This is a genomic window from Pseudomonas sp. H9 (assembly GCF_004353925.1).
Lineage (GTDB): Bacteria > Pseudomonadota > Gammaproteobacteria > Pseudomonadales > Pseudomonadaceae > Aquipseudomonas.
Window position 1 is genome coordinate 59,641 of sequence record NZ_SMOK01000024.1, and the last position, 21,336, is coordinate 80,976.

Annotated in this window: 16 protein-coding genes and 1 tRNA gene; 9 read left to right on the forward strand and 8 right to left on the reverse strand. The window is 62.5% G+C overall.

What is annotated here, in order from left to right; translation table 11 throughout:
* Positions 1–20 precede the first annotated feature (20 nt).
* On the reverse strand, positions 21–1,346 hold the full coding sequence (locus E1573_RS18770) for a hypothetical protein (RefSeq protein WP_133216079.1): 1,326 nt from the start codon (positions 1,344–1,346) through the stop codon (positions 21–23).
* Between the two features lie 242 nt (positions 1,347–1,588).
* Between E1573_RS18770 and E1573_RS18775 the strand changes: the two genes are divergently transcribed.
* Positions 1,589–1,665, forward strand: a tRNA-Val gene (locus E1573_RS18775).
* 72 nt (positions 1,666–1,737) lie between these two features.
* On the opposite strand, the gene E1573_RS18780 is transcribed toward E1573_RS18775, so the two are convergent.
* A complete protein-coding gene (locus E1573_RS18780) occupies positions 1,738–2,412 on the reverse strand; it encodes a nitroreductase (protein WP_133216080.1) in 675 nt (224 codons plus the stop codon).
* Between the two features lie 46 nt (positions 2,413–2,458).
* Positions 2,459–3,787: an MFS transporter gene (locus E1573_RS18785; RefSeq protein WP_133216081.1), complete on the reverse strand. Its 1,329-nt coding sequence runs from the start codon at positions 3,785–3,787 to the stop codon at positions 2,459–2,461.
* A 228-nt stretch (positions 3,788–4,015) separates the two neighbouring features.
* On the opposite strand from E1573_RS18785, the gene E1573_RS18790 reads away from it, so the two are divergent.
* Positions 4,016–4,837, forward strand: a complete 822-nt coding sequence (locus E1573_RS18790; protein ID WP_133216191.1) for an MBL fold metallo-hydrolase — start codon at positions 4,016–4,018, stop codon at positions 4,835–4,837.
* 76 nt (positions 4,838–4,913) lie between these two features.
* Here the strand turns inward: E1573_RS18790 and E1573_RS18795 are convergent, their stop codons facing one another.
* Both E1573_RS18795 and E1573_RS18800 read right to left on the reverse strand, forming a co-directional pair.
* A complete protein-coding gene (locus tag E1573_RS18795; protein ID WP_133216082.1) occupies positions 4,914–6,056 on the reverse strand; it encodes an acyl-CoA dehydrogenase in 1,143 nt (380 codons plus the stop codon).
* Positions 6,053–7,195, reverse strand: coding sequence for an acyl-CoA dehydrogenase family protein (locus tag E1573_RS18800; RefSeq protein WP_133216083.1), 1,143 nt, complete (start codon positions 7,193–7,195; stop codon positions 6,053–6,055). The genes E1573_RS18795 and E1573_RS18800 overlap by 4 nt, the downstream gene beginning before the upstream one ends.
* Positions 7,196–7,307: 112 nt before the next feature.
* Here E1573_RS18800 and E1573_RS18805 point away from each other — a divergent pair, with 112 nt between their 5' ends.
* Positions 7,308–8,096, forward strand: a complete 789-nt coding sequence (locus E1573_RS18805; RefSeq protein ID WP_133216084.1) for an enoyl-CoA hydratase/isomerase family protein — start codon at positions 7,308–7,310, stop codon at positions 8,094–8,096.
* 12 nt (positions 8,097–8,108) lie between these two features.
* On the forward strand, positions 8,109–8,753 hold the full coding sequence (locus tag E1573_RS18810; protein WP_133216085.1) for a TetR/AcrR family transcriptional regulator: 645 nt from the start codon (positions 8,109–8,111) through the stop codon (positions 8,751–8,753).
* A 110-nt stretch (positions 8,754–8,863) separates the two neighbouring features.
* Here the strand turns inward: E1573_RS18810 and E1573_RS18815 are convergent, their stop codons facing one another.
* From E1573_RS18815 to E1573_RS18825, 3 genes are all read right to left on the reverse strand, one after another.
* On the reverse strand, positions 8,864–11,530 hold the full coding sequence (locus E1573_RS18815; RefSeq protein WP_165957360.1) for a LuxR C-terminal-related transcriptional regulator: 2,667 nt from the start codon (positions 11,528–11,530) through the stop codon (positions 8,864–8,866).
* Between the two features lie 213 nt (positions 11,531–11,743).
* Entirely contained in the window at positions 11,744–14,431 is a 2,688-nt protein-coding gene (locus tag E1573_RS18820; RefSeq protein WP_133216087.1) for a LuxR C-terminal-related transcriptional regulator, read from the reverse strand.
* A gap of 148 nt (positions 14,432–14,579) precedes the next feature.
* Positions 14,580–16,304 carry a hypothetical protein gene (locus tag E1573_RS18825; protein WP_133216088.1) on the reverse strand — a complete coding sequence of 575 codons (1,725 nt, stop codon included), beginning with the start codon at positions 16,302–16,304 and terminating at the stop codon, positions 14,580–14,582.
* Positions 16,305–16,546: 242 nt separating this feature from the next.
* Here E1573_RS18825 and E1573_RS18830 point away from each other — a divergent pair, with 242 nt between their 5' ends.
* The 5 genes from E1573_RS18830 to E1573_RS18850 all read left to right on the forward strand — a co-directional run bounded on the left by E1573_RS18830 (position 16,547) and on the right by E1573_RS18850 (position 21,334).
* Positions 16,547–17,662, forward strand: a complete 1,116-nt coding sequence (locus tag E1573_RS18830) for a CaiB/BaiF CoA-transferase family protein (protein ID WP_133216089.1) — start codon at positions 16,547–16,549, stop codon at positions 17,660–17,662.
* Between the two features lie 87 nt (positions 17,663–17,749).
* Positions 17,750–18,937, forward strand: a complete 1,188-nt coding sequence (locus E1573_RS18835) for a lipid-transfer protein (RefSeq protein WP_133216090.1) — start codon at positions 17,750–17,752, stop codon at positions 18,935–18,937.
* Positions 18,938–18,958: 21 nt separating this feature from the next.
* Positions 18,959–19,789 (forward strand): SDR family NAD(P)-dependent oxidoreductase, encoded by an 831-nt coding sequence (locus tag E1573_RS18840; RefSeq protein WP_133216091.1) that lies wholly within the window; start codon positions 18,959–18,961, stop codon positions 19,787–19,789.
* Between the two features lie 68 nt (positions 19,790–19,857).
* Positions 19,858–20,682: an SDR family NAD(P)-dependent oxidoreductase gene (locus E1573_RS18845; protein WP_133216092.1), complete on the forward strand. Its 825-nt coding sequence runs from the start codon at positions 19,858–19,860 to the stop codon at positions 20,680–20,682.
* A 70-nt stretch (positions 20,683–20,752) separates the two neighbouring features.
* Positions 20,753–21,334 (forward strand): DUF2889 domain-containing protein, encoded by a 582-nt coding sequence (locus E1573_RS18850; RefSeq protein ID WP_133216093.1) that lies wholly within the window; start codon positions 20,753–20,755, stop codon positions 21,332–21,334.
* Positions 21,335–21,336: the final 2 nt, after the last annotated feature.

The window sequence follows — 21,336 nt, forward strand, 5'->3', positions numbered from 1 at the left end:
GTGCCGTCACCCGAAGGGCATCAGAAGAAGGTGGCGAATACCAGTTGGGCATACAGGTTGCTGTCGTTATTGCCCAGTTGGGTGCCGCCCTGTTCGGCGCTCTTGTCCGGTTGGTACAGGCCAACCAGCGGCATGACCATCAGGTGCTCGTTGACGGTCCATTCCACGTACAGGTCGACCTCGCGACCATCGGTGTTGCCCAGATCACGGTCGATGGTGTCGTAGTTGAACCACAGCGCGCCGACGTTCACGTTCTCCAGTGGCGATACGGTGAGTCCGACTTTCTGGATGCGCGAGTTGGTGTTGAACGGGCCGGCATAGTTACCGGCGACCTCACCCTGGAACCAGGTGCCGAAGCCACGGCTCAGGCCGTAGAACAGAGTGTCATAGCCTTCCGAGAAGCGGCTGTAACGGTAACTGAGGTTGGGTGACCAGGCGACGTCGGCGAAGGTCCAGCCGGCTTCCAGGTACCAGGCGTCTTCGGTGGCAGTGTGGGGTTTGTCCTGGTGGGCGTATTCGCCGGAGAGGAACAGGTTTTCCACCCCGGCGTTGCCGGTGGCGCGCAGGCTGTAGGTTTTCATGCCGTCGCGTTCCAGCTGCGCTGGCGATGCGTACTGCTCATCGACATCAGTGGTGTCGATGTAAGTCAGGCCGACGGTACCGGCTTCGGCCACGTGCTCAAGGGTGGCGACGTACATTTCGGTTTTGGCCTGGGCGCGGTTGTCTGACTTCAGCCACATCAGGTCGCTGCGCCAGCCTTCCTGGCCACCGAGGCGCAACACGGCGGTCTGGTCAAAGCTCTTGCGCGCCGCCAGGTAGTAGGCGCCGCCGCGGTTGAACTCACCATCGGCCAGGCCTTTACCCAGGTTCAAGGAGTCGCCCTGAATCAGAAAGCCATCGCCAACGCTGATGTTCTGGCGGCCGAACGACAGGTCGACGCCATTTTCGCCAAGCGCCTGGATCAGGTTGCCGGAGCGCCAGCCGAGGTAGGCGTCTTCGATTTTGGTGGTGCGCTCGGAGCCATCGCTGAAACCGGCGGCATCACCGTCGCCCCAACTCCCCGAACTCAGCAGTGCGAAGGCGCCATAGGCGCTACCCGCGCCGCCCAGGCCTTGGTCACCGCTCAAGCCATATTTGATGTAACCCTCGCGCCACGAGGACGAGCCTTCGTTCAGGCGCCCGGAAATCGCGTAGTTTTCCTGGCTGTGGAACACACCGAATACGGCTTCGAGGTTGGCGTTCAGGTGGCTGTTGTCATCGGCATACAGCTCATATGCGCCAACCTGAGTAGCAGCTGAGACCAGCAACGCGAGGGTGGAGAGGTGAAGCAAGGGCGACTTGTACATGGACGGGGTTCCGTTCTTATTAGTGTCGGCGAGCAACTCGAATGAGTACGCCCGGATACTAAGTCGTCGCTTCAGGTCGTCCTTGTGCCTGCTTGCCATCCGTTTGCGTGTGTCTGCCAGATTGTGTGACGGGTCCGGGACCGGTCATTTCAGCCCAGGACTAAAGCCGCTGATTTTTTTGGTTTTTTTATAAAATTTCGCTTTACGACAGGTACATACCTGCGTAATATGCGCCCCACAGCAGGCACATAGCTCAGTTGGTTAGAGCACCACCTTGACATGGTGGGGGTCGTTGGTTCGAGTCCAATTGTGCCTACCAAATCTCGACAAAAAGGGCGATCCGAAAGGATCGCCCTTTTTGCTTGTGCGGTGCCGACCGGCACCGCCTCACTCAATCGGCAAAACCATGAAAGCTGGTGAAACCTTCAATGGCTTCACGCGGTGTTTTCATGGTGTTTTCCGCCGCATCATGCACCTCGTGACCCAAGGCAATGCCGCAGACCAGCAGTTGCTCCGCAGGTAACTGCACGTGCGCCCGCACGACCTGATGGTAACCGGCAAAGGCGGCCTGGGCGCAGGTGTGCAGGCCGCGTGCCCGGGCCGCCAACATGAAGGTCTGAAGGAACATGCCAAGGTCCAGGAAACTACCGGCACCCAGACGACGGTCGAGGCTGATCAGCAGCCCCACCGGAGCATCGAAGAAGCTGAAGTTGCGCAGCTCTTGCTGGCGGCGGGCAACTTTGTCGTGGCGTTCGATGCCCAGGGTTTCGTAGAGCTCGAAGCCCACTTCACGGCGGCGTTGCTGGTAAGGCTCAAACCAGTGCTCGGGGTAATAGGCATATTCCGCGTCTGGTGCATGGGCACTGGCCACATGGCTGAGGATGTCGGCGCACAGCGCTTGCTTGCGCTCGCCCGTAATGACGTGAACCTGCCACGGTTGGGTGTTGCTGCCGCTGGGCGCACGGGCTGCCAGTTCAAGCAGCTGTTCGAGGGTTGCGCGAGGTACCGGCCATGGCTGAAAGCGGCGGACTGATTTACGTGAACGGATGGCAGCATCGACATGCATGGTAGGGCGTCCTTCAAAAGAGGCACGGCGCCGCGGGGCGCCGTCATCAGTGTTTGGTGTCATTCAAATGCTCGGCACGGATGCCAAACAATAGCAACAGCGTGCCGATTACCAGCGTGATCGCGATCATATCGAAGGCCAGGTACAGGTTGCCGGTGGCCGACTTGATGGCGCCGACCGCCGCCTGGCTGACCACGCCTGCCAGGCCGCCGATGCAACTGATCACTGCAATGCCGATGGCGGCGCAGGAAGGCGACAGCAAAGCGGGCGGAATGGTCCAGAACAATGACACCGCCGACAGGGCGGCGGCGGCACCAACGCTCATCAGGATCACCGATGCCAGCAAGTGGCCCTGAGCCGGCGCCATCAGCAAAAAGCACAGGGCGCTGAGCAGCACGGTGAACGCCAGATGCCAGCGGCGTTCCAGGCGGCGGTCGGAGCTGCGCGCCAGCAGGTACATGCCGACAATCGCCCCGGCGTAGGGCAGGCTGGAGATCAACCCGATCTGTTTCAGGTCTTCTATACCGAAGCCGCGGATCAGGGTGGGCATCCAGTACGACACGGTATTCGAGCCGCTGTAGATACAGAAGAACACCAGGCCGGCGATATACACCCTGGGTTGGCGCAGTACCTCGATCAGGCGCGCCGGTGGCGGCGCGCTGCCCTGTTGCTGTGACAGGGTGGCAGCGATCACCGACTTCTCGCGGTCGTTGAGCCAGCGGGCGTCTGCCGGGCGATCTGCCAGCCAGCACCAGACCAGCAGGCCCAGGAGAATGGCCGGGATGCCTTCCAGCACGAACAGTGCCTGCCAGTCCCTGAGCCCCAACCAGCCATCGAAGTGGCTCATGATCATGCCCGCCAGTGGGCCGCTGATCATGCCGGCGGTCATGGCGGCCATCAGCAGCACGGCGGTGATACGCGCCCGCCAGGCAGCCGGGAACCAGAAGGTGAGGTAGAGGATCATGCCGGGGAAGAATCCGGCTTCCGCCACGCCCAGGCAGAAACGGGCGATGATCAATTGGGTAGGGGTGGTGACGAAGGCCGTGGCGACCGTGACCAGGCCCCAGAGGATCATGATGCGGCCCAGGGTGGCACGCGCACCGACCCGCTGCATGTACATGTTGCTGGGCACTTCGAAGAGGATGTAACCGAGGTAGAAGATGCCCGCGCCGATGCCGTAGGCCGCATCGGTCAGGGCAATGTCTTCAGCCATGCGCAGTTTGGCGAAGGCCACGTTGGCACGGTCGATGGTATTGATCACGTAGCCCAGGAACAGCAATGGCAACAGTCGCCAGAGGGCCTTGCGCAGCACGGCATCGGCTTCAGCGGTGGACGGCGGAGCAAACGACAGAACCTGCTCGGACGGTGATGACATGGGTGATCTCCGGTGCGTGGGCGCGTGTTTTTGTTCTTGTGGGTGGGGAGGTTTGGGACCTTAGGGTAGGCCTGGGGAAATGTCCCTACCCGAGTCGGGGGGCGCGACACTTTGGAGGTGTGGGTAGAGTCGTGCCAGACGATGATCGCCGTCCTTCGGTGGCGACAGGTACCAGGAGGCGATGCCGTGACCCGTAGATTCACTGTTCTGAATGCACCCGGCCGCCGCATGGATGGCGGTGTGTTGTTCGGCTCCACGCCGCAACAGGTCTGGGCTGAGTGGATCAGGCCTGATCATGACAACCAGATCGAGCTGCCTTCCCGGGCGCTGTTGGTGCAGCAAGATGGCCGCAACATTCTGCTGTTGGCCGGCGCCGACATTCTGCTCGCGCCGCTGCCGAACACCTGCCGATGCCAGCAACACGGGCATGGTTTGCTGGACGACCTGGCCAAGCTTGGCCTGAGCGAGCACGACATTCATGTGGTGCTGCTCAGCCACCTGCATGCACAGCTGTCTTCGCGCCTTCAGGCGGCCGCCGACGACGGGGAACTGCCGCGTTTACTGTTTCCCCGGGCGCGTTACCTGGTGAGCGCACGCCACTGGCACCGGGCGCGGCACCCGCACCCCCGTGACCGCCGCCTGTTCGTGCCGCAGATTCTCGGGCGGTTGCAGTACAGCGAGCGGCTTGAGCTTGTCGAGGGTGGGAGCTGTGAGCTACTGGGGGAGGGCTGGCGCCTGCACCTGAGCGACGGCCACACGCCGGGGCAATTACTGCCGGAAATCGATTCTCCTTCAGGTCCGTTGATCTTCGCCGGTGATCTGGTGCCTGGAACACACTGGCTGCAGTTGGACGTCACCAGTGCGCACGCCCGTAACCCGGAGTGTCTGGTGGAAGAAAAAGAGCAACTGCTCGATCACCTGATCGCCCGACGCGGGCGTATGGTGCTGGCCCGTGACCCGCGGGTAGCGATGATCCGGGTCTGCCGTGACCGCCAGTCACGTTATCAGCCCTACGACGAGCATGCCTCGTTGCTGCGGCTCGAAGCCTGAACCCGAAGTTCAGAACGCAACAGGGGGCCTCAGCGTCCCCTGTTGCTTCAGCGCACATCAAACCCTCAATAGCGCGTCAGGCCAAGGCCCGCCGTGTCCGCCACAAGTCACGCTCCACCAGACCGTCCCAGAAACCCAATGCGCCTGATTCGATAGCAGCACTGCCCAGTTGCTGTGCCCACTGGGCATCGCTACCGAACTCTTCGCGCCAGGACCACAGCCGTCGGGTGACGTGGTGCAGGCTGTGCTCATGGGTGAATCCGATCGAGCCATGCACCTGATGGGCCACCGAGCACCCCAGGGTGGCAGCTTCGCTGGCGCAGACCTTGGCGGCAGCGATGTCGAACAGCAGGCGCTGAGGCGTTGCCAGTTGGCCGTCGAGGAAGTCGCTGGCGCTGCCCAAGGCGATCTGCGTGGCCATGCGCGCCATGGCCAGCGCTCCAGCCATCTGCGCCAGCAGTTGCTGCAGCGCTTGTTGGCGGCCGATCGGCTTGCCGAACTGCACGCGCTCGTTGGCATAACCCACAGCCTTGTCCAGCGCCGACTCCAACGCGCCCACCAAGGTGCAGGCACGCAGTAATGCACCCAGCAGCCACACCGGTTCCCCCACCCCCGGCAAGGGCAGCGCGGCACTGGCCAGCAGGGGCGTGCGCTGGAAGCACAGGGTGTCGCGCTGCTCGTTGGCAACGTTGCACGCGGCGCTGCGCTCCACGCTGCTGTGGCGCAGATCGACCAGGGCTATGTGCTGGTCATCGGCGATCACCGCCCACGGGCAGGCGCGCGACCACGGTACCTGTTCGGCGCGGCCATTGACGCTGAGCCCTTGCAGATCGAGCTGCACGTCGCCCAGGCGACCGGCCTGGATCAGGCTGACCGACCCCTCGGGAATGTCCAGGCCGGCACGCGTCAGCAGGGCCGTGGCCAACAAGGTTTCGCCCAGGGGCAGGGGGGCTTGCCAGTAACCGATGGCCCGCAGAATGGCACTGGCATCACGTAGGCTGGCACCGCTGCCGCCTGCCTGTTCCGGAACCAGGGCATGGGGCAGGCCGATGTCGACCACACGCTGCCACAGCGCTTCGATGCAGCCATCACGGTCGAAGTCGGCCAGTGCCGATGCACTGATCTCGCGGGCGAACAGGCGCTCGACACTCTCGGCAATCAGAGTGTGCAGTTCGGATGGGGTGGCGCTGTCAGCGCCAAGGGTTTCGAGGCAATTCATCGTAGTCCAAGTCCTCGGGCAATGATGCCGCGCAGAATTTCTCGGGTGCCGCCCCGCAACGAGAAGGACGGCGCGGTCTGGGTGAGGTAACGCAGGGTCTGGTCAAGGGGCGAACCTGCTGGGCGCAGGCCACCGAACAACTCATGGGCAAGGTCGGGCATCGCTTGCTCCAGCAGGGCACCCTGGTCTTTGACCAGCGTGGCGGCGACTGCGGGGTTCTCGCCACGAGCGAGCATGCCGGCAACCCCGAGCGACATCTGTCGCAATGCGGCATAACGTGCGGCGACACGGCCGAGGGCGGCGGTATGACGTGCGTCGTTCGGGTCAGCAACTTCGAGCATTTCCAGGTACAGCTGAGTGCTGCTCAGGTAACGCTCCGGTCCGCTGCGCTCCAGTGCCAGTTCCGCGCCCACCTGTTTCCAGCCGTCACCCAGTTGGCCAATCACATCGCTGTCAGGCACGAACACATCTTCAAGGAACACCTCGTTGTAGTCGTGTTCGCCGAGCATGTTGAGGATCGGACGAATGCTGATGCCAGGGGCGTTCAGATCGACGAGAAATTGCGAAAGCCCGGCATGGCGATTGCTCTCGTCACGCGGTGAAGTGCGCAGCAAGGTCACCATGTGCTGTGCGCGGTGAGCACCGGTGGTCCAGATTTTCTGGCCGTTGACCCGCCAGCCACCGGGCACCTTGTCGGCGCGGGTGCGGACTGCAGCGAGGTCGGAGCCGACATCCGGTTCACTCATGCCGATGGCGATGTAGGTTTCGCCGCGGGCGATACCCGGGCAAATTCGCGGCGCCAGGTTGTCCGGCGAAAAGCGGATAAACAGCGGCCCGCTCTGGCGCTCGGCAATCCAGTGAGCATTGACCGGCGCACCGGCCGCGAGCAGCTCTTCCAGCACCACGTAGCGCTCCAGGGCGCTGCGTTCATGGCCGCCGAACTGGCGCGGCCAGGTCATGCCCAGCCAGCCGCGTGCACCCAGCTGGCGGCTGAATTGTTCATTGGCGCCGTTCCAGTTTTTGGCGCGCTCGGCGGCGGGGAAGTCGCGCAGCACTTCACTCAGAAAGGTACGAACCTCGGCCCGCAACGTTTCGCTGGTGGCGTTCAGTGTACAAGGACGTATATCAAGGGCTTGCATAGGGATCTGCTCGCAAGGTGGAAGAAGTTTAACTTGCTTGTCAGTCAGCAAGTAAATACGCTAGCAGCAGCTTCACCTGTCCGACAAGTCTGTTTTTTCAAAGGAGTTCGCCATGTCAGTCGCTACACCTTTCAATCCGGGTCCTGGACTTGAGCTCGCTCTGCAAGGGCATGTGGCGGTCCTGGAGTTCAGCCGGCCGCCGCTGAATTTTTTCGACAAGGCGTTGATCGAGGACCTTGTGACCGCCCTGGAGTACCTGGATCAGTTGCCCGAATGCCGAGTGGTGGTGTTGCAGGCCGCTGGCAAGACGTTCTGCGCCGGCGCCGACTTCAACGGCAGCGAGCAAACCCGCAACCCGGATTTCCCGCGCCAGTTGTACAAATACGCCGTACGTATGTTCCGCACTCGCAAGCCGCTGATCGTGGTGGTCGAAGGGGCAGCGGTTGGTGGTGGTTTGGGGCTGGCGCTGGTGGGCGATTACCGGGTAACCAGCGAGCGGGCGCGCTTTTGCGCCAACTTCAACCGCCTGGGTATTCACCAGGGGTTCGGCATTTCTGTGACCTTGCCGCGAGTGGTGGGGATCCAGATGGCCTCGTTGTTGATTGCCACCGGGCGCCGTATCGACGGCCGGGAAGCGGTACGGATCGGGTTGGCCGATGTTTTGGCGGACGTGGGCGGCGAGCGTGAAGCGGCGATGGCGCTGGCCTCGGAGATTGCCCAGAGTTCACCGCTGGCAGTGATGTCCAGTCGTGAGACACTACGCAGCGGCCTTGCCGATGCGGTGGACGCCGTGATCGATCGTGAGGCCAGCGAACAGGCCTGGCAGATCGTCACCGCCGACTTCGCCGAAGGCAACCGCGCCATGGCTGAGCGGCGCCTGCCAGTATTCACCGGCCACTAACGAGGAAGCGTCATGACCGACAGCACAACCCCCACCAGCCACGCTAACCGCAGAACCCAGACCGAACGTCGGGCCGATGCCGAACGTCGCCTGTTGGAAGCCGCGCGGCAGCTCGTTGCGCGCAAGGGGTGGGTCGGTATGACGCTGGCCGAAGTTGGTGAAGAGGCCGGCTACAGCCGCGGTCTTGCTGCCCACCACTTCGGTAGCAAGGCTGGCCTGTTGCGGGCTTTGGCGGCTTATGTAAACCGTAATTTCATGTGCCTGGTCGACCTCGAACTGCCACGTCGTACGCCGGGCCTGGATGCGCTGTTGGGATTTGTCGGGGTTTACCTGGGCCGTGGCGACACCGACTGGACCAACACTCGGGCTCTGCTGGCGTTGATGGCAGAAGCAGTGACCGAGGATGCTGAAACCCGCGAGATCCTCGGCGATTACAACCGCCAGGTGCAAGGCTACCTGGCTGAGCACATTCGCACGGGTATCGCCAGCGGTGACATTCGCCGCAGCGTCGATGCGGCAACCGGCGCCACGCTGATTCTCGCTACCTTGCGCGGCGTGATGCTGCAATACCTGCTGGATCCGGTGAGCATCGAATTGCCTGCGGTGCAGCGGCAGATGCTCGACTTTGTCGAGACTGCGTTGGCTGCGCCGCGGTAGCAGATCCATCTCGGTGGTAGCTCGGCTTGCTCCGCGATGGGTCGCGCAGTAATCGTAAAGCTACCGCGCCAGGTCGCAGGGCAAGCCAGCTCCTACCGGGGCTCAGTCGCTTAGTCCAACAGGCCGCGCTGCCTGGCGATCGCCACCGCCTCTGTACGGCCTTGTGCACCCAGTTTGGCATTGACCCTGCGCAAGTGAGATTTGACCGTGAGTTCGGAGAGAAACAGCTTCTCGGCGATTTCCCGATTGCGGTAACCCAGTGCCAGCAAGCGCACCACTTGCAGTTCCCGCGCGGTCAGCCCGGCTTCGCAGGCGTCTGTTTCAACCTCGTGACTCGCTGCGACCAACGTCATGCGCGCCTGCAATTGGGCAACGAAGCCAGGCGCGATCGCCAATGCCTGTTCCTGCCCATAGTGGGTCACAACCCAGCGCTCCAGTAAGGCTGCCAGGGCGGAGCCCTCATCCAGGAAGTTGCGTTTGAAGCCCACCTGGCTGGCAGCGCGCAGCGCTTCTGTCAGTTCATCCAGCGCCGCGCGGTGCTCGCCGCAGCTGTCCAGAGCCAAGGCCAGCAAGGTCTGCAGCTTCAAGGCTCGGTACAGGCGGTGCTCGCCACGCGCCTGTGTCAGGGCATCGCGCAACGCGGGTACGGCCTGGGGTTCGCCCTGGGCGATGGCCAGGCGTTGGGCAGCGATAAAGGGGGTGTCTACCTCGTTGGCGTAGAACAGCACTCCGGAGTGCGCCCAATCGCCCAGCTGTTCAGCCGAACGCAAGGCATGCCGGGCGGTGTCCGGACGGTTTGCCAGGGTGGCCAGCCGGGCGCGCTCCAGCCAGGCGGAACAAAGCATGCGCCGGGAGCCGGTCTGGTGGCCAAACTGCTCCAGTTGGGTGAGGTAGCGCATCCAGGTGTCGTGATCGCCGTCCAGCGCGGCCATGCGGGCCAATAGCACATGGGCGCTGATCAGGGCATCCGGGGAGCTCATTTCTTTGATTTGCGGTAGCGTCTGTTCCAGGCGTTGCCTGGCCTCGGTCAGTTGGTCGCACTGGTAGAGCAGCAGGGACAGGCACACTTGCAACGAGGTGGTGGCCGGCTCGCCAAGCAGCTGGTTGCGTTGTTCAGTCGCGCGCAGGCGCTCAAGCGCGCTGTCCAGTTGCCCCTGGTGCAGGTCTAACAGCGATTCCAGGCTGTCAGCACCGTTACGCAAGTAATTGGACTGGCGCGGTAACCTGGCCAGTTGCGTACGAGCCTGATCGAAGCGACCGGTGCAAATCATGCAGTGCGACAGGTAGTAGGCCAATTGCACATAGGAGGGGGCGTCGGGTGAGGTGCCAAGGGTGTGCAGTTGGGCCTGTGCAATGGTGTAGGCGTCTTCGATGTGGTCGGTCATGGCCAGCCATTGCACCTTGGCGATGGCTGCGCGTGCGCTGAACACGGGGCGTGCGAGCAAACGCTCGACATCGGTATAGCGGCGGGCATGCAGCAACGCCCAGATGTACACCATGCCAAGTTCGGGTTGTGTGTCGAAGGTGTCTTCGGGCAGCCGTTGCAGATAAGTCAATAGCATCCGCGCGTGGCCGCCGAGCATCCAGGTGTCGGCGTGGGTGGCCAGCAGGTCGACTGCCTGAGCTGTCTGGCCTGCGGCAAAAAAATGCTCCAGAGCGGGCTCGTACTGGCCGTTTTGTTGATACCAGTGGGCGGCGCGGGCATGCCGATCGGCGCTGAGCTGTGGTTGTGTCTGTTCGGCCAGGTTGCGCAGGAAGCTGGCAAACAGTGGGTGATAGCGGTACCCGTGTTGACGCTGATCCAGTGGTAGCACGAAGAGGTTGGCTTGCAGCAGGCGCTCAAGTTGTGCCTGGCCGTCATCACGGCCCGTCACGGCATCGCACAGCGATGCACAGAAGGTATCGAGCCAGCAGGTGTCGAGAAGAAACTGGCGCGTTGCCTGGTCCTGGTGCAGCAGCAGGTCTTCGCTCAAGTACTCGGCCACTTCCAGGTTGTTGCCGTTGAAGGCGTCAATGAAGGCACTGGCATTGTCATGCCAGCGTAGGGACAGGGTCGCCAGGTACAGTGCGGTGATCCAGCCTTCGGTACGCGCCAGCAGGTTGGCAATGTCGTCATCACGCAGTGACAGCGCACAGCGTTCGCGGATGTAGTGCCGGGTTTCCTCGAGGCTGAAGCGCAAGCTGCTTTGACCGAACGCTTGTACTTGCCCGCGGGCACGCAGACGCCCCAGGTTCAGGTCCGGTGCCCGGCGTGAGGCGATGGCCAGGTGACCATGGGCAGGCAAGCTGTCCAGCAGGTGCTGGATGAACGCCAGCAGCGCCGGGTTGTCGAGCACTTCGAATTCGTCGAGGATCAGAGTGTAGGCGGTTTCACGCTGGCAGAAGCAGGCCAGCAACTGGCTCGGTGACAGCGGTACTTGTGGCAGTTGCCATAAGTGCGCCAGACGAGCACCCACGACCTGGACAAAGTGGCCCAAATCGTTGTCGGCGGTATCCAGGTTGCACCAGATCACCTCGCGCCCTTCGTTCAGGCACACCTGGCGATACTGCAGCAGGAACGTGGTTTTGCCGAATCCGGCTGGTGCGCAGGCCAGCAACAGCCGGGGTGGTACCCGGGCCAGGTGGGCGAGCAGGGTTTCACGTGGTAAGTGGGTGGCGCTGGCGACCGGTTCACTGAATTTGAACGGCGAGCCGGGCACCCTCGTAGCGTCGCTGATTCGCGCCGAGGTATCGACGCTGAAGTCGAGCAGTGGGTTGACGCTGCGCACGTGGCTCACAAGGTACTCCAGGGAAGGTTCAGTCGCTCCATTATTGCCGAGTGCCAGCGTTGGCAACAGGGTGGCTGACGCGCCGTTGGTAACCTGACGGGCTAAGGTCGCCACGGGGCCGGCAGCCCGAGCTGGCAGGCGCGCGGACTGTCTGTCGGCTACGCCCACCATTGGTTCTTTCGCACCAGGCGCAAATCCCTCCATTTGTCCTCCTGTCGGCCGTCAGTCGATCCAGCCTTGCAGGCGGGCAATGGCCAGGGCTTCGGTGCGGCCGTTGACTTCCAGCTTGGCGTAGATCTTCTGCAAGTGCGACTTGACCGTGCACTCGGAGAGAAAGATCTTGCTTGCAATGACTTTGTTACGGTGCCCGGCGGCCAGCAGGCGCAGTACCTGAGACTCGCGCTCGGTCAGTAGCGACGGTGCAGTGGTAGCTTGTTGTACCGCAAGGGCAGTGTTGCCTGGCTTACGCAGCAGTCGATCAACGAAAGCCCCCTGTGGGCCAGGTTCGAGCCCGTTGGTACGTTGCTGGCTGGCCCAGCTTTGCAGCAGCACCTGCATGCGCTCGCCTTCTTCGTCAAAAGGGCTGACAAACCCTTCTTGGCTGGCGTGACGCAGTGCCTGGTCAAGTGCTTCCAGGGCTTCCTGACGCTGCCCTTGACCGTCGAGGGCCAGTGCCAGCAACAGACGCAGTTTCAACGCTCGGCGCAGATGTTGGCAGTGCAAGGCGCTATCGAGCGCTGAGCGCAATGCACGAAGCGCCGCGCCATGATTGCCTTGGGCAATGCGCAAGCGCTCTTGGGCAATCACCAGCGTGTCGCAATCAGTACTGAATTTGCTGAAGCCGGGGCGATCCCAGTCGGCCAGTTGTTCGGCATGGCGCAAGGCCTGGGCAGCAGTATCGAACTGGCGCTCAAGGGTGGCCACGCGTGCACGTTCCAACCAGGAGGCGCAGCGCATGCGCTGCGAATCAGCGTGTTCACCCAGGTGCTGCAAGTCGACCAGATGGCGCAGCCAGCCATGGCGATCGCCACGGCGCAGGGCCAGGCGGGCGCAGAGCACGTGGCTGGCGATTTGCAGATCTGGCGAGCTGACCTGTTTAACGAACCCCAAGCTGTGTTGCAGCAAACGTTCGGCCTCGGTCAGTTCGCCGCGCTCGTAATGCACCAGTGCCAGCAGTACATCCAGCGCCAGCAGGGTGTCGTGAGGTTTGCCAATAGGATTGTGGCGCGGAGTTTTGCGCATGCCGTTCAGGCGCGTCAGGGCACTGTCGAGGCGGCCCTGAACGAGGTCGAGAATGCCTTGATTGACGTTGAAGTTGTAGCCCAGAAAGCCCTGGTGCAAGTGTGCTTCGCGTTGCATGCCTGAGGACATCAGGCGGCTGGCCTCTTCGTGTCGTGCACTGGAGTGCAGGGCCGCGATCAGGTTGTGGGAGAGGGCAACGTACAGGTGCAGGTTTTCCTGGGGTATGCGTGCAAGCACCTGTGGGGCGAAGTCACACAGCGCATCTACCTGGTCGGTAGCACTTAGATGCAAGCAAAGGATCGCGTCCGGCACATAGGCGTATTGCGCTCCGGCGTGTATCACCAGACGGTTGGCCACGGTGGTGGCATCCTTCAGGCGGCTGGTCAGCGCCAGCAGCAAGGCATACGCCTGGGCGATGGCTGGGTAGCGATCCAGGGTCGATGCCTGCAGACGGTCCAACCAGCGCAATGTCAGGTTGGTGCGGCCAGCGTCGAGCAGGGTGTGCAAGTGACGGTCGATTTCCTGCGCGGCGTTGTCATCATGGCCAGCCTTGAACAGGTGTTCGATGGCAGGGATCGGTTGGCTCTGTGCCAGGAACCAGTGCGCAGCAATTTCGTGCAGTCGTGCGGCCCGCTGCGGGTCCTGGCGTTGCAGGGCAGCCCTCAGGAAGCTGGCGAACAGCGGGTGGTAGCGGTACCAGTGCTGGGGCGCATCCACCGATACCAGAAACAGGTTGGCTCGTTCGAGTTGTTCGATCATCACCTGACCGTTGTTCAGCCCGCTCAAGGCATCGCACAGGGCAGGGCAGAACGGATCTGCGATGCTCGACAGCAACAGAAAATCGCGGCATTCGGGCGACAATCGAGCCAGCACGTCTTCGGTCAGGTACTCGGCCAGTTCCAGGTGGGAACCGGAAAACGAGGCAATAAAGGCGCTGTGATCTTCGCGTCCGGCCAGCGACAGGCTGGCCAGATAGAGCGCAGTGATCCAGCCGTCTGTGCGCCGATGCAAGGTGCGGGTGTCGTCATCGCTCAGCGGCAGCTGGCGTTTGTCGCAGAGAAAGCGGTGTGCCTCCTCGCAGGTGAAGCGCAAGTCTTCCGGGCGGATTTCCAGCAGTTGGCCGCGCGCGCGCAAGCGCCCCAGACCGATGCCGGGCATGGCCCGCGAGGCGATCACTATCAGGCAACCATTGGGCAGCAACGTCAGTATCTGCTGCACAAAACCGAGCACTTCGACATTGTGCAGAGCTTCGAATTCGTCCAGCAGCAAGGCAAATGGTTCGCTCACGGCCACCAGGTGTTCGAGCAACTCCTGTGGCTCGCGCACAACCCGCTCGAAACCGGTCAGCCCCTGCATGGCTTCAGCCAGGGTAGTCACGAAGCGTTGCAGATCGTTGTCGGTGGCATCCAGGTTCACCCACAGGCTGGCCTTGTTTTGAGCCAGACGCTGCGTGTGGTATTGGTGCAACAAAGTGGATTTGCCGAAGCCAGCCGCAGCGCGAATCAGGATCAGGCGGGCGGTGTCGCTGGCACCCAGTTGTTCCAGTAAGCGAGGCCGAGGCAATTGGCTGGCACCGAAAGTCGGCGGTGTGAATTTGATACCGGTCGGAATGTATGGGCGGAGCACGGTACGCGGCTCGGCAGCGAGCTTCGGTGAAAGGGCGGGCATGTTGTAAACCTCTCAGGACGGTGCCTCATACGCGGGGGGCGGGCACCGTCTCGCTGTTCTGGGGGCATCCTTACCTGAGTGGTGTGTTTGACACCGGACCAAGCCGTCCCTTGGAGGCGGTATACGCCGCCTCCAAGGGCGAACCGACTTAGCGTTGCGACAGCGACGTGGTCGCTTTGACTTTCTCCATACGTGTGGTGTCCATCAGCACTAGGCCAAAGGCCATGCCGTACATCAGACGACCCTGACGGTCGACTTTCACCGGTGCGTACATGCCGTTGAACAGCGGGTCGCTGCCCGAAGCAATTTCCAGTGCGGTTTCGCCGCTGTCCAGGTCCAGACCGATGTGGTAGCCCTCACCTGGGTGCTGGGTGTAGAAGCCGTTGATGATAGCCATGCGGCTACCACCGCTGATCATCGGTACCACCGAGATCGAGCTGACGTCGCTGCGTGCCCATTGCTGGGTCCAGGCATCCTTGTCACTGTCCCATTTGAGCATGGCCACACCCTGGGGCATCGGCCGGGTGACCCCGTTGAGCAGGGTCACGTAGTAGTTGGACTTGTCCAGGCTGGCCTTGGGCTGAGCCGGAATGTTGTTCACCACGAAGGCATTTTTGCCATACACCGCCACCGACTGCTCGGATTGCACGGTGTCGATGCCTGCGCCAACGTTCACTTCCTTCTGGTCGGCGATGCGCGCCGACAGGGTGCCGGGCTTCTGTTTCCAGCCCGTCGGGATTCCATCACGCCAGAAGGCAACCAGGCGCATTTTTTTCGCACCGTCGGTGATGACCACCAGTTTGTCTTCATCGGCGCCAAAGCCCATCAAGGTGGGGGTTGATCCAGTGCCATCGGCAATCTTTACCGCATCGAAACGCACGCCGCGATCATAAGCGGCCTTCCAGGCACCGCTGTTTTCATCGGTGTGGATCTTGCCTTGGGCATCCACCGCCAGGCGGTACATGTTCTGGTTGGAGGCCACGTAAACGGCGCCACCATTGAGCTCGGAGCCGGTGGCAAAGGAGTTGAGGAACAGCTCATCGGCGCCTTCGAGACGATAGCTGTCGATCAGTTGCAGGCTGTTGCGGTCGAGGGTCGCGACGGTACCCCCCATGGTGTTGACCACCAGGAAGCCGTTGGCGGTCATGCCCAGGCCGAAGGTAACGTCAACCGGCACATTCAGGGCGGCCTTGACCTTGGCATCATTGAACAGCTCGGCGGGTAGTTTGACCTCATGGCTCAGGGTCATGCCTGAGTGGGGATCTTTCGGATCGTTCTGATCGATGCGAAACACTCTCCGGCCACTGGCTGCGATGAAGGCGTCGTCGCGGGTCAGTAGTGAGTAGATCGCGCCGCCTAGCACCTGGTCGGTGGTCGCCGTCAACATGCGGTTGGGCTGGCCCTGCATATAGGTCAGCAGGCCTTTCTCGTCACCGGCTTCGAGCAGCTTGCGGGTTTCGGCGGCCTGTTTCAGGCGTTGCTCAGGGCTGATCGGTTGGTAGTTCGGCAGGCTCACAGGCATGTCGACGCGGGCGATTTCGGTGAACTTGAAGTTGTCTTCGATTTTCAGTTTACGCAGCGAGAAGCCTGCCCAATACCAATAGATGTCTGTGCCGTTCACCTTGTCGTAAAACTGCATCAGGCTGGCCGACTCATTAGGCACCACCTGGTAGGAGCCGGGGGTGACCTTGTACGAGCCACGCGCCACGCTGATGTCGGTGCTGTCCGAGGCGGCGTCGTTCCAATGCGACTGGTTGTTATACGACTGCGCCAGGTACGGGTTGGCCGGTACCTGCTGGCCCTCGGCACTGGCCAGCAGGGGGAGGGCGAGGCAGGTCGCCAGTACGGTAAGTCGGGAGCAAGCAGCGTTCATCTTCATTGTTCTCTTGTTTTAGATGGGGGGCTCGGCGCTCGCCGCACGGACAAGCACCTGCGCTTTGCCACGCCGACCATACAAATGCCCGCTCTGCACGTCGGCCCCCCGTGGTGGGGGGCGTTTTGATCCCCTGTTCTGTGCCCCCCGGCAAGGGTGGCTGAGCTTCGATGTTTCTGCTTGTTACCGTGAGCACCACATTCACAGGGTGCGGTACTGCCCAGGAACTACGAGGGCTGCACATGCTCAGCGGTATCAAGATCGTCGAAATCTGCGGAATCGGCCCTGGCCCGTTCTGCGCCATGCATCTGGCAGACCTGGGGGCGCAGGTGATCGCCGTGGAACGCGAAACCTCGACCTCCATCACCGGTGAGGCCAATGCCGCGAAAAACTCGCTGAACCGTGGCAAGCGCTCGGTCGTTGCCGACCTGAAAACCGCTGAAGGCCGGGAAACCCTGCTCAAGTTGATCGAGGGGGCCGATGCGCTGATCGAAGGCATGCGCCCAGGCGTGATGGAGCGTCTGGGGCTGGGGCCGAACGTGTGTCTGGCGCGTAATCCGCGTTTGGTCTATGGGCGCATGACTGGCTGGGGCCAGTCCGGGCCTTTGGCCAAGGCCGCCGGCCATGACAATAACTACATTGCGTTGTCTGGCGCGCTCTATCACAGCGGCAGTGCAGGCGAGGCGCCGTCGGCACCGATCACCCTGCTTGGTGACATCGGCGGCGGTGCGCTGTACCTGGCCGTGGGACTGTTGGCCGGGGTGCTCAACGCCCGCGCCACCGGTCAAGGCACGGTGGTAGATGCTGCCATCGTCGATGGCTCGGCGCACATGATGCAACTGATGAATGGCTTGCGCGGTCGCGGCTTGTTGCGTGAGGAACGCGGCACCAGTGTGCATGACGGTTCACATTTCTATGCCACCTATCGCTGTGCCGATGACCACTACATCGCTTTGGGCTCCATGGAGCCGCAGTTCTATGCGTTGTTGCTGGAGAAGCTGGGGTTGACCGACGACCCACGTTTCGCCCGGCAATGGGACGCCAAAAACTGGCCGCAGATGCGTGAGCAGCTGGCTCAGGTGTTTGCCAGCCGTAGCCGTTCCGAGTGGTGCGCGCTGCTCGAAGGCAGCGATGTGTGCTTTGCCCCGGTACTGAGCCCACGTGAAGCGGCCAGCCACCCTCACATGGTTGAGCGTGGCGTGTACTTCGAGCATGACGGCCTGTTGCAAACCGCTCCGGCTCCGCGTTTTGACGGCCAACGGGTGGTCCCCGGGCCGGTGCCGCGCCGTGGTCAGGACACCGAGGCGGTTCTCGCGGCGCTTGACCGTGGCGACCTGACGGCTGTCTGGCAAGGTTGACTTAGCCGTTGAACTTACGCGAATGCGCCTTGCATTCGCATTCCCATCCCCTGCGCGGAAATTGCGCGTTGCTGTTTGGAGTGCGCTATGAGCAACAAAGTGGTAGTGGCCGGTGTCGGCATGATCCCGTTCAGCAAACCGGGCGCCAGCCCCAGCTATATCGACATGGGCGCCGATGCCGTGCGCCTGGCCCTCAAGGATGGCGGCCTGGATTACGCCCAGGTGCAGATGGCCTTCGCCGGCTACGTGTATGGCGATACCACCTGTGGTCAGGCGGTGTTGTACCGCGTCGGCCGCACGGCGATTCCGGTGTTCAACGTCAACAATGCCTGTGCCAGTGGTTCCAGCGCGCTTTACCTGGCGCGCCAGGCGGTAGAAAGCGGTGCGGTGGAGTGCGCTCTGGCGGTGGGTTTTGAGCAGATGCAGCCGGGTGCCACCCGTTCCAACTTCCCTGACCGCCCGCAGCCTCGGGCTGACTACCTGCCAATTCAGGACGCGTTGTGCGCCGACGCCGGTGATATTCCGCGCAACCTGATCACCTTCGGCGGGGCCGGCCGGGAGCACATGCGCAAATACGGCACCCAGATGGAAACCTTTGCCGCCATCCGTGCCAAGGCCAGTCGCCATGCTGCGAACAACCCGCTGGCACTGTTTCGCAAGGTAGTCAGCACCGAAGAGGTGATGAACGACACCGTGATGTGGCCAGGGGTGATGACGCGCATGATGGCTTGCCCACCTACCTGTGGCGCTGCGGCGGCGGTGCTGTGTACCGAGGCCTTCGCACGTCGTCATGGCTTGCGTACTGATGTGGCGATCCTCGCCCAGGCTATGGCCACTGACCCGGTGGAGTCGTTCGAACCACGCAGCATGATCGGCTTTGTCGGTGCCCATATGGCTCAGCGCGCTGCACGGGCGGTGTACGAAAAGGCCGGCATCGGCCCACGGGACATCCGTGTGGTTGAGCTGCACGACTGCTTTGCCCACAACGAATTGTTGACCTACGAATCCCTTGGCTTGTGCGGCGAAGGCGAGGCCGAGCGGTTTGTGCTCGACGGTGACAACACCTATGGCGGCCGTGTGGTGACCAACCCTTCCGGCGGCTTGCTGTGTAAAGGGCATCCGCTCGGCGCCACGGGCCTGGCCCAGTGCTATGAGCTGACCCACCAACTCCGCGGTACTGCCCAGGCGCGGCAGGTGCAAGACGCGCAACTGGCCTTGCAACACAACCTGGGCCTGGGGGGCGCCTGCGTGGTGACCCTGTATGGCCGTAACTGATCGTTCAACAGGAGGCAGCACATGAGTCAGAAACTGCAAGGCAAGGTCGCTATCGTGACCGGCTCCGGTCGCGGCATTGGCCGCGCCATCGCCCTGAAATTCGCCCGCGAAGGCGCCCGTGTAGTGGTCAACGACCTCGACCCGGCACCGGCTGCCGAGGTGGTGGCCGAGATCCAGGCCATGGGCGGTGAAGCCGTGGCCTGGTGTGGCAATGTGGTCGCCCCGGAATTTGCCGAGCGTTGCGTGAAAACCGCCCTGGAAGCTTTCCAGCGTATCGACATCATCGTCAATAACGCTGGCTACACCTGGGACAACGTGGTGCAGAAGATGAGTGACGAGCAGTGGGACGCGGTGGTCGATTGCCACCTCAAGGCCCCGTTCATGCTGCTGCGCGCCGCCTATCCCTACATCCGCGAAGCCAGCAAAGCCGAGGCCGAAGCCGGTGAAGTGGTGTACCGCAAGGTGGTCAATATTTCCTCGGTGGCCGGCACCCAGGGCGCTGCCGGTCAGGCCAACTATGCCGCCGCCAAGGCCGGTGTGGTGGGCTTGACCAAGAGCATGGCCAAGGAGTGGGGGCGCTTGAACGTCAACGTCAACTGTGTCGCGTTCGGTGCCATCGAAACACGCTTGACCCAGTCCACCATCGAAGAGAAGACCGTGCAGGTGGAAGGTCGAGACATCAAGGTCGGCGTCCACCCGGACCGCATTGCCGCCGCGTACCGCGACACCCCGTTGGGTCGCTTTGGCACCCCGGAAGAAGCGGCCGGCTCGGTGTTCATGTTCTGTATTCCCGAATCCAACTTCGTCAGCGGCCAGACCATCATCTGCGGCGGCGGTCGTGGTGGTTTCTGACGCGTGTGCACACGAGCGGCCCACCATTGGCGGTGCCGGTCGTCATTCTTACTGCAAGGACTACAACAATGAAAAAGCTTGAAGGTAAAGTCGCCCTGGTCACCGGTTCTGGTCGCGGCATTGGCCGTGAAGTTGCCCTGCAATTGTCGGCCTACGGCGCCAAGGTCGTGGTCAATGATCTGGATGCCGCGCCAGCCGAAGAGGTCGTTGCGCAAATCCGTGCCGCTGGCGGTGAAGCGGTGGCCTGTGTCGGCAGTGTGACCGCCGCAGATTTCGCTGAGCGCTTCGTCAAGACAGCAGTGGACAGCTATGGCGGCATCGACATCATCGTCAACAATGCCGGTTACACCTGGGACAACGTGATCCAGAAGATGAGCGACGAACAGTGGCACGCCATCATCGACTGCCACCTGACCGCGCCGTTCCAGATCTTGCGTGCGGCACAACCGGTGATCAGCGCTGCGGCCAAGCAGGAGGCCGCCGAAGGCCGTCAGGTTCTGCGCAAAATCGTCAATATTTCTTCCGGCGCCGCTGGCGGCAATGTCGGGCAAACCAACTACTCGTCGGCCAAGGCCGGCATCATGGGCATGACCAAGACCTTGGCCAAGGAGTGGGGACGCCTGAAGGTCAACGTCAACTGCATCGCGTTCGGGCATATCGAAACCCGCCTGACCGTGCCGTTCTCCGGCACTGAAAGCGCCACGGTGAACATCGAGGGGCGTGAGATCAAGGTCGGCATCAGTGAATCGCTGGTCGAGCGTGCTAAAAGCGGCATCCCGCTCGGCCGCCCAGGCACGGCCAAAGAGGCGGCGGGCTCGGTTGTGCTGTTCTGCCTGCCGGAGTCCGATTACTGCTCGGGCCAGGTGCTGTATTGCGCCGGCGGCCCACGCTGATGTCGCCACACCGCCTGGCGCCGTTGGTGCCAGGCGGTGTCTGCAGGGCCATGCCCTACGAGGAGCCGAGATGACCCAGAGCACGCCACGCGCCGGTGCGCGAACCTTACTGCACACCCGCTGCATCGAATGTAGAGGCTTCCTGCGCGACGATGGTCTGTACGACATCGAGGGGCGCTTGCAAGACCTCACCAACGCCGCCACTGACTTGCCCTTCCACCGTGTGCCACCGAGTGGCCACATCCATGACATGCAACTGTTGATGACCATCGACAGCGACATGCTCATTCGTCATATCGAGGCCCGGATGCCCACCGGCGCCAGCCCGTTCTGCGTTGAAGTGCTACCCAATTACGGCGCGTTGACCGGATTGCGGATCGGACCGGGCTTTCTCAAGGCACTCAAGGCTGCAATCGGCAGTGAGAGCGGTTGTACCCATATGACCGAGTTGCTGGAGCGAATGGCCAAGACCGCGATGCAGACCCTGTTTTCCACCTACCGGCAACAGGCCAGTGAGCGTGCAGGCAGTGGTGAGAAGCGCAAACCGGCGGTACGCCCATGGGTGGTCGGCACCTGCCACACCTACCGCGCAGAAGGCGATGCCGTTCGCCTGCTCTGGCCCGATGGTCTGCCTGACGCGGTACAGCCGTGAAT

Bases quoted from the DNA above. Each gene is read 5' to 3' on its own strand.
- E1573_RS18785 (WP_133216081.1), bottom strand. From the start codon at position 3,787: ATGTCATCACCGTCCGAGCAGGTTCTGTCGTTTGCTCCGCCGTCCACC.
- E1573_RS18850 (WP_133216093.1), top strand. From the start codon at position 20,753: ATGACCCAGAGCACGCCACGCGCCGGTGCGCGAACCTTACTGCACACC.
- E1573_RS18795 (WP_133216082.1), bottom strand. From the start codon at position 6,056: ATGAATTGCCTCGAAACCCTTGGCGCTGACAGCGCCACCCCATCCGAA.
- E1573_RS18835 (WP_133216090.1), top strand. From the start codon at position 17,750: ATGAGCAACAAAGTGGTAGTGGCCGGTGTCGGCATGATCCCGTTCAGC.
- E1573_RS18830 (WP_133216089.1), top strand. From the start codon at position 16,547: ATGCTCAGCGGTATCAAGATCGTCGAAATCTGCGGAATCGGCCCTGGC.
- E1573_RS18820 (WP_133216087.1), bottom strand. From the start codon at position 14,431: ATGCCCGCCCTTTCACCGAAGCTCGCTGCCGAGCCGCGTACCGTGCTC.
- E1573_RS18840 (WP_133216091.1), top strand. From the start codon at position 18,959: ATGAGTCAGAAACTGCAAGGCAAGGTCGCTATCGTGACCGGCTCCGGT.
- E1573_RS18790 (WP_133216191.1), top strand. From the start codon at position 4,016: ATGGATGGCGGTGTGTTGTTCGGCTCCACGCCGCAACAGGTCTGGGCT.
- E1573_RS18825 (WP_133216088.1), bottom strand. From the start codon at position 16,304: ATGAACGCTGCTTGCTCCCGACTTACCGTACTGGCGACCTGCCTCGCC.
- E1573_RS18800 (WP_133216083.1), bottom strand. From the start codon at position 7,195: ATGCAAGCCCTTGATATACGTCCTTGTACACTGAACGCCACCAGCGAA.
- E1573_RS18805 (WP_133216084.1), top strand. From the start codon at position 7,308: ATGTCAGTCGCTACACCTTTCAATCCGGGTCCTGGACTTGAGCTCGCT.
- E1573_RS18810 (WP_133216085.1), top strand. From the start codon at position 8,109: ATGACCGACAGCACAACCCCCACCAGCCACGCTAACCGCAGAACCCAG.
- E1573_RS18780 (WP_133216080.1), bottom strand. From the start codon at position 2,412: ATGCATGTCGATGCTGCCATCCGTTCACGTAAATCAGTCCGCCGCTTT.
- E1573_RS18770 (WP_133216079.1), bottom strand. From the start codon at position 1,346: ATGTACAAGTCGCCCTTGCTTCACCTCTCCACCCTCGCGTTGCTGGTC.
- E1573_RS18845 (WP_133216092.1), top strand. From the start codon at position 19,858: ATGAAAAAGCTTGAAGGTAAAGTCGCCCTGGTCACCGGTTCTGGTCGC.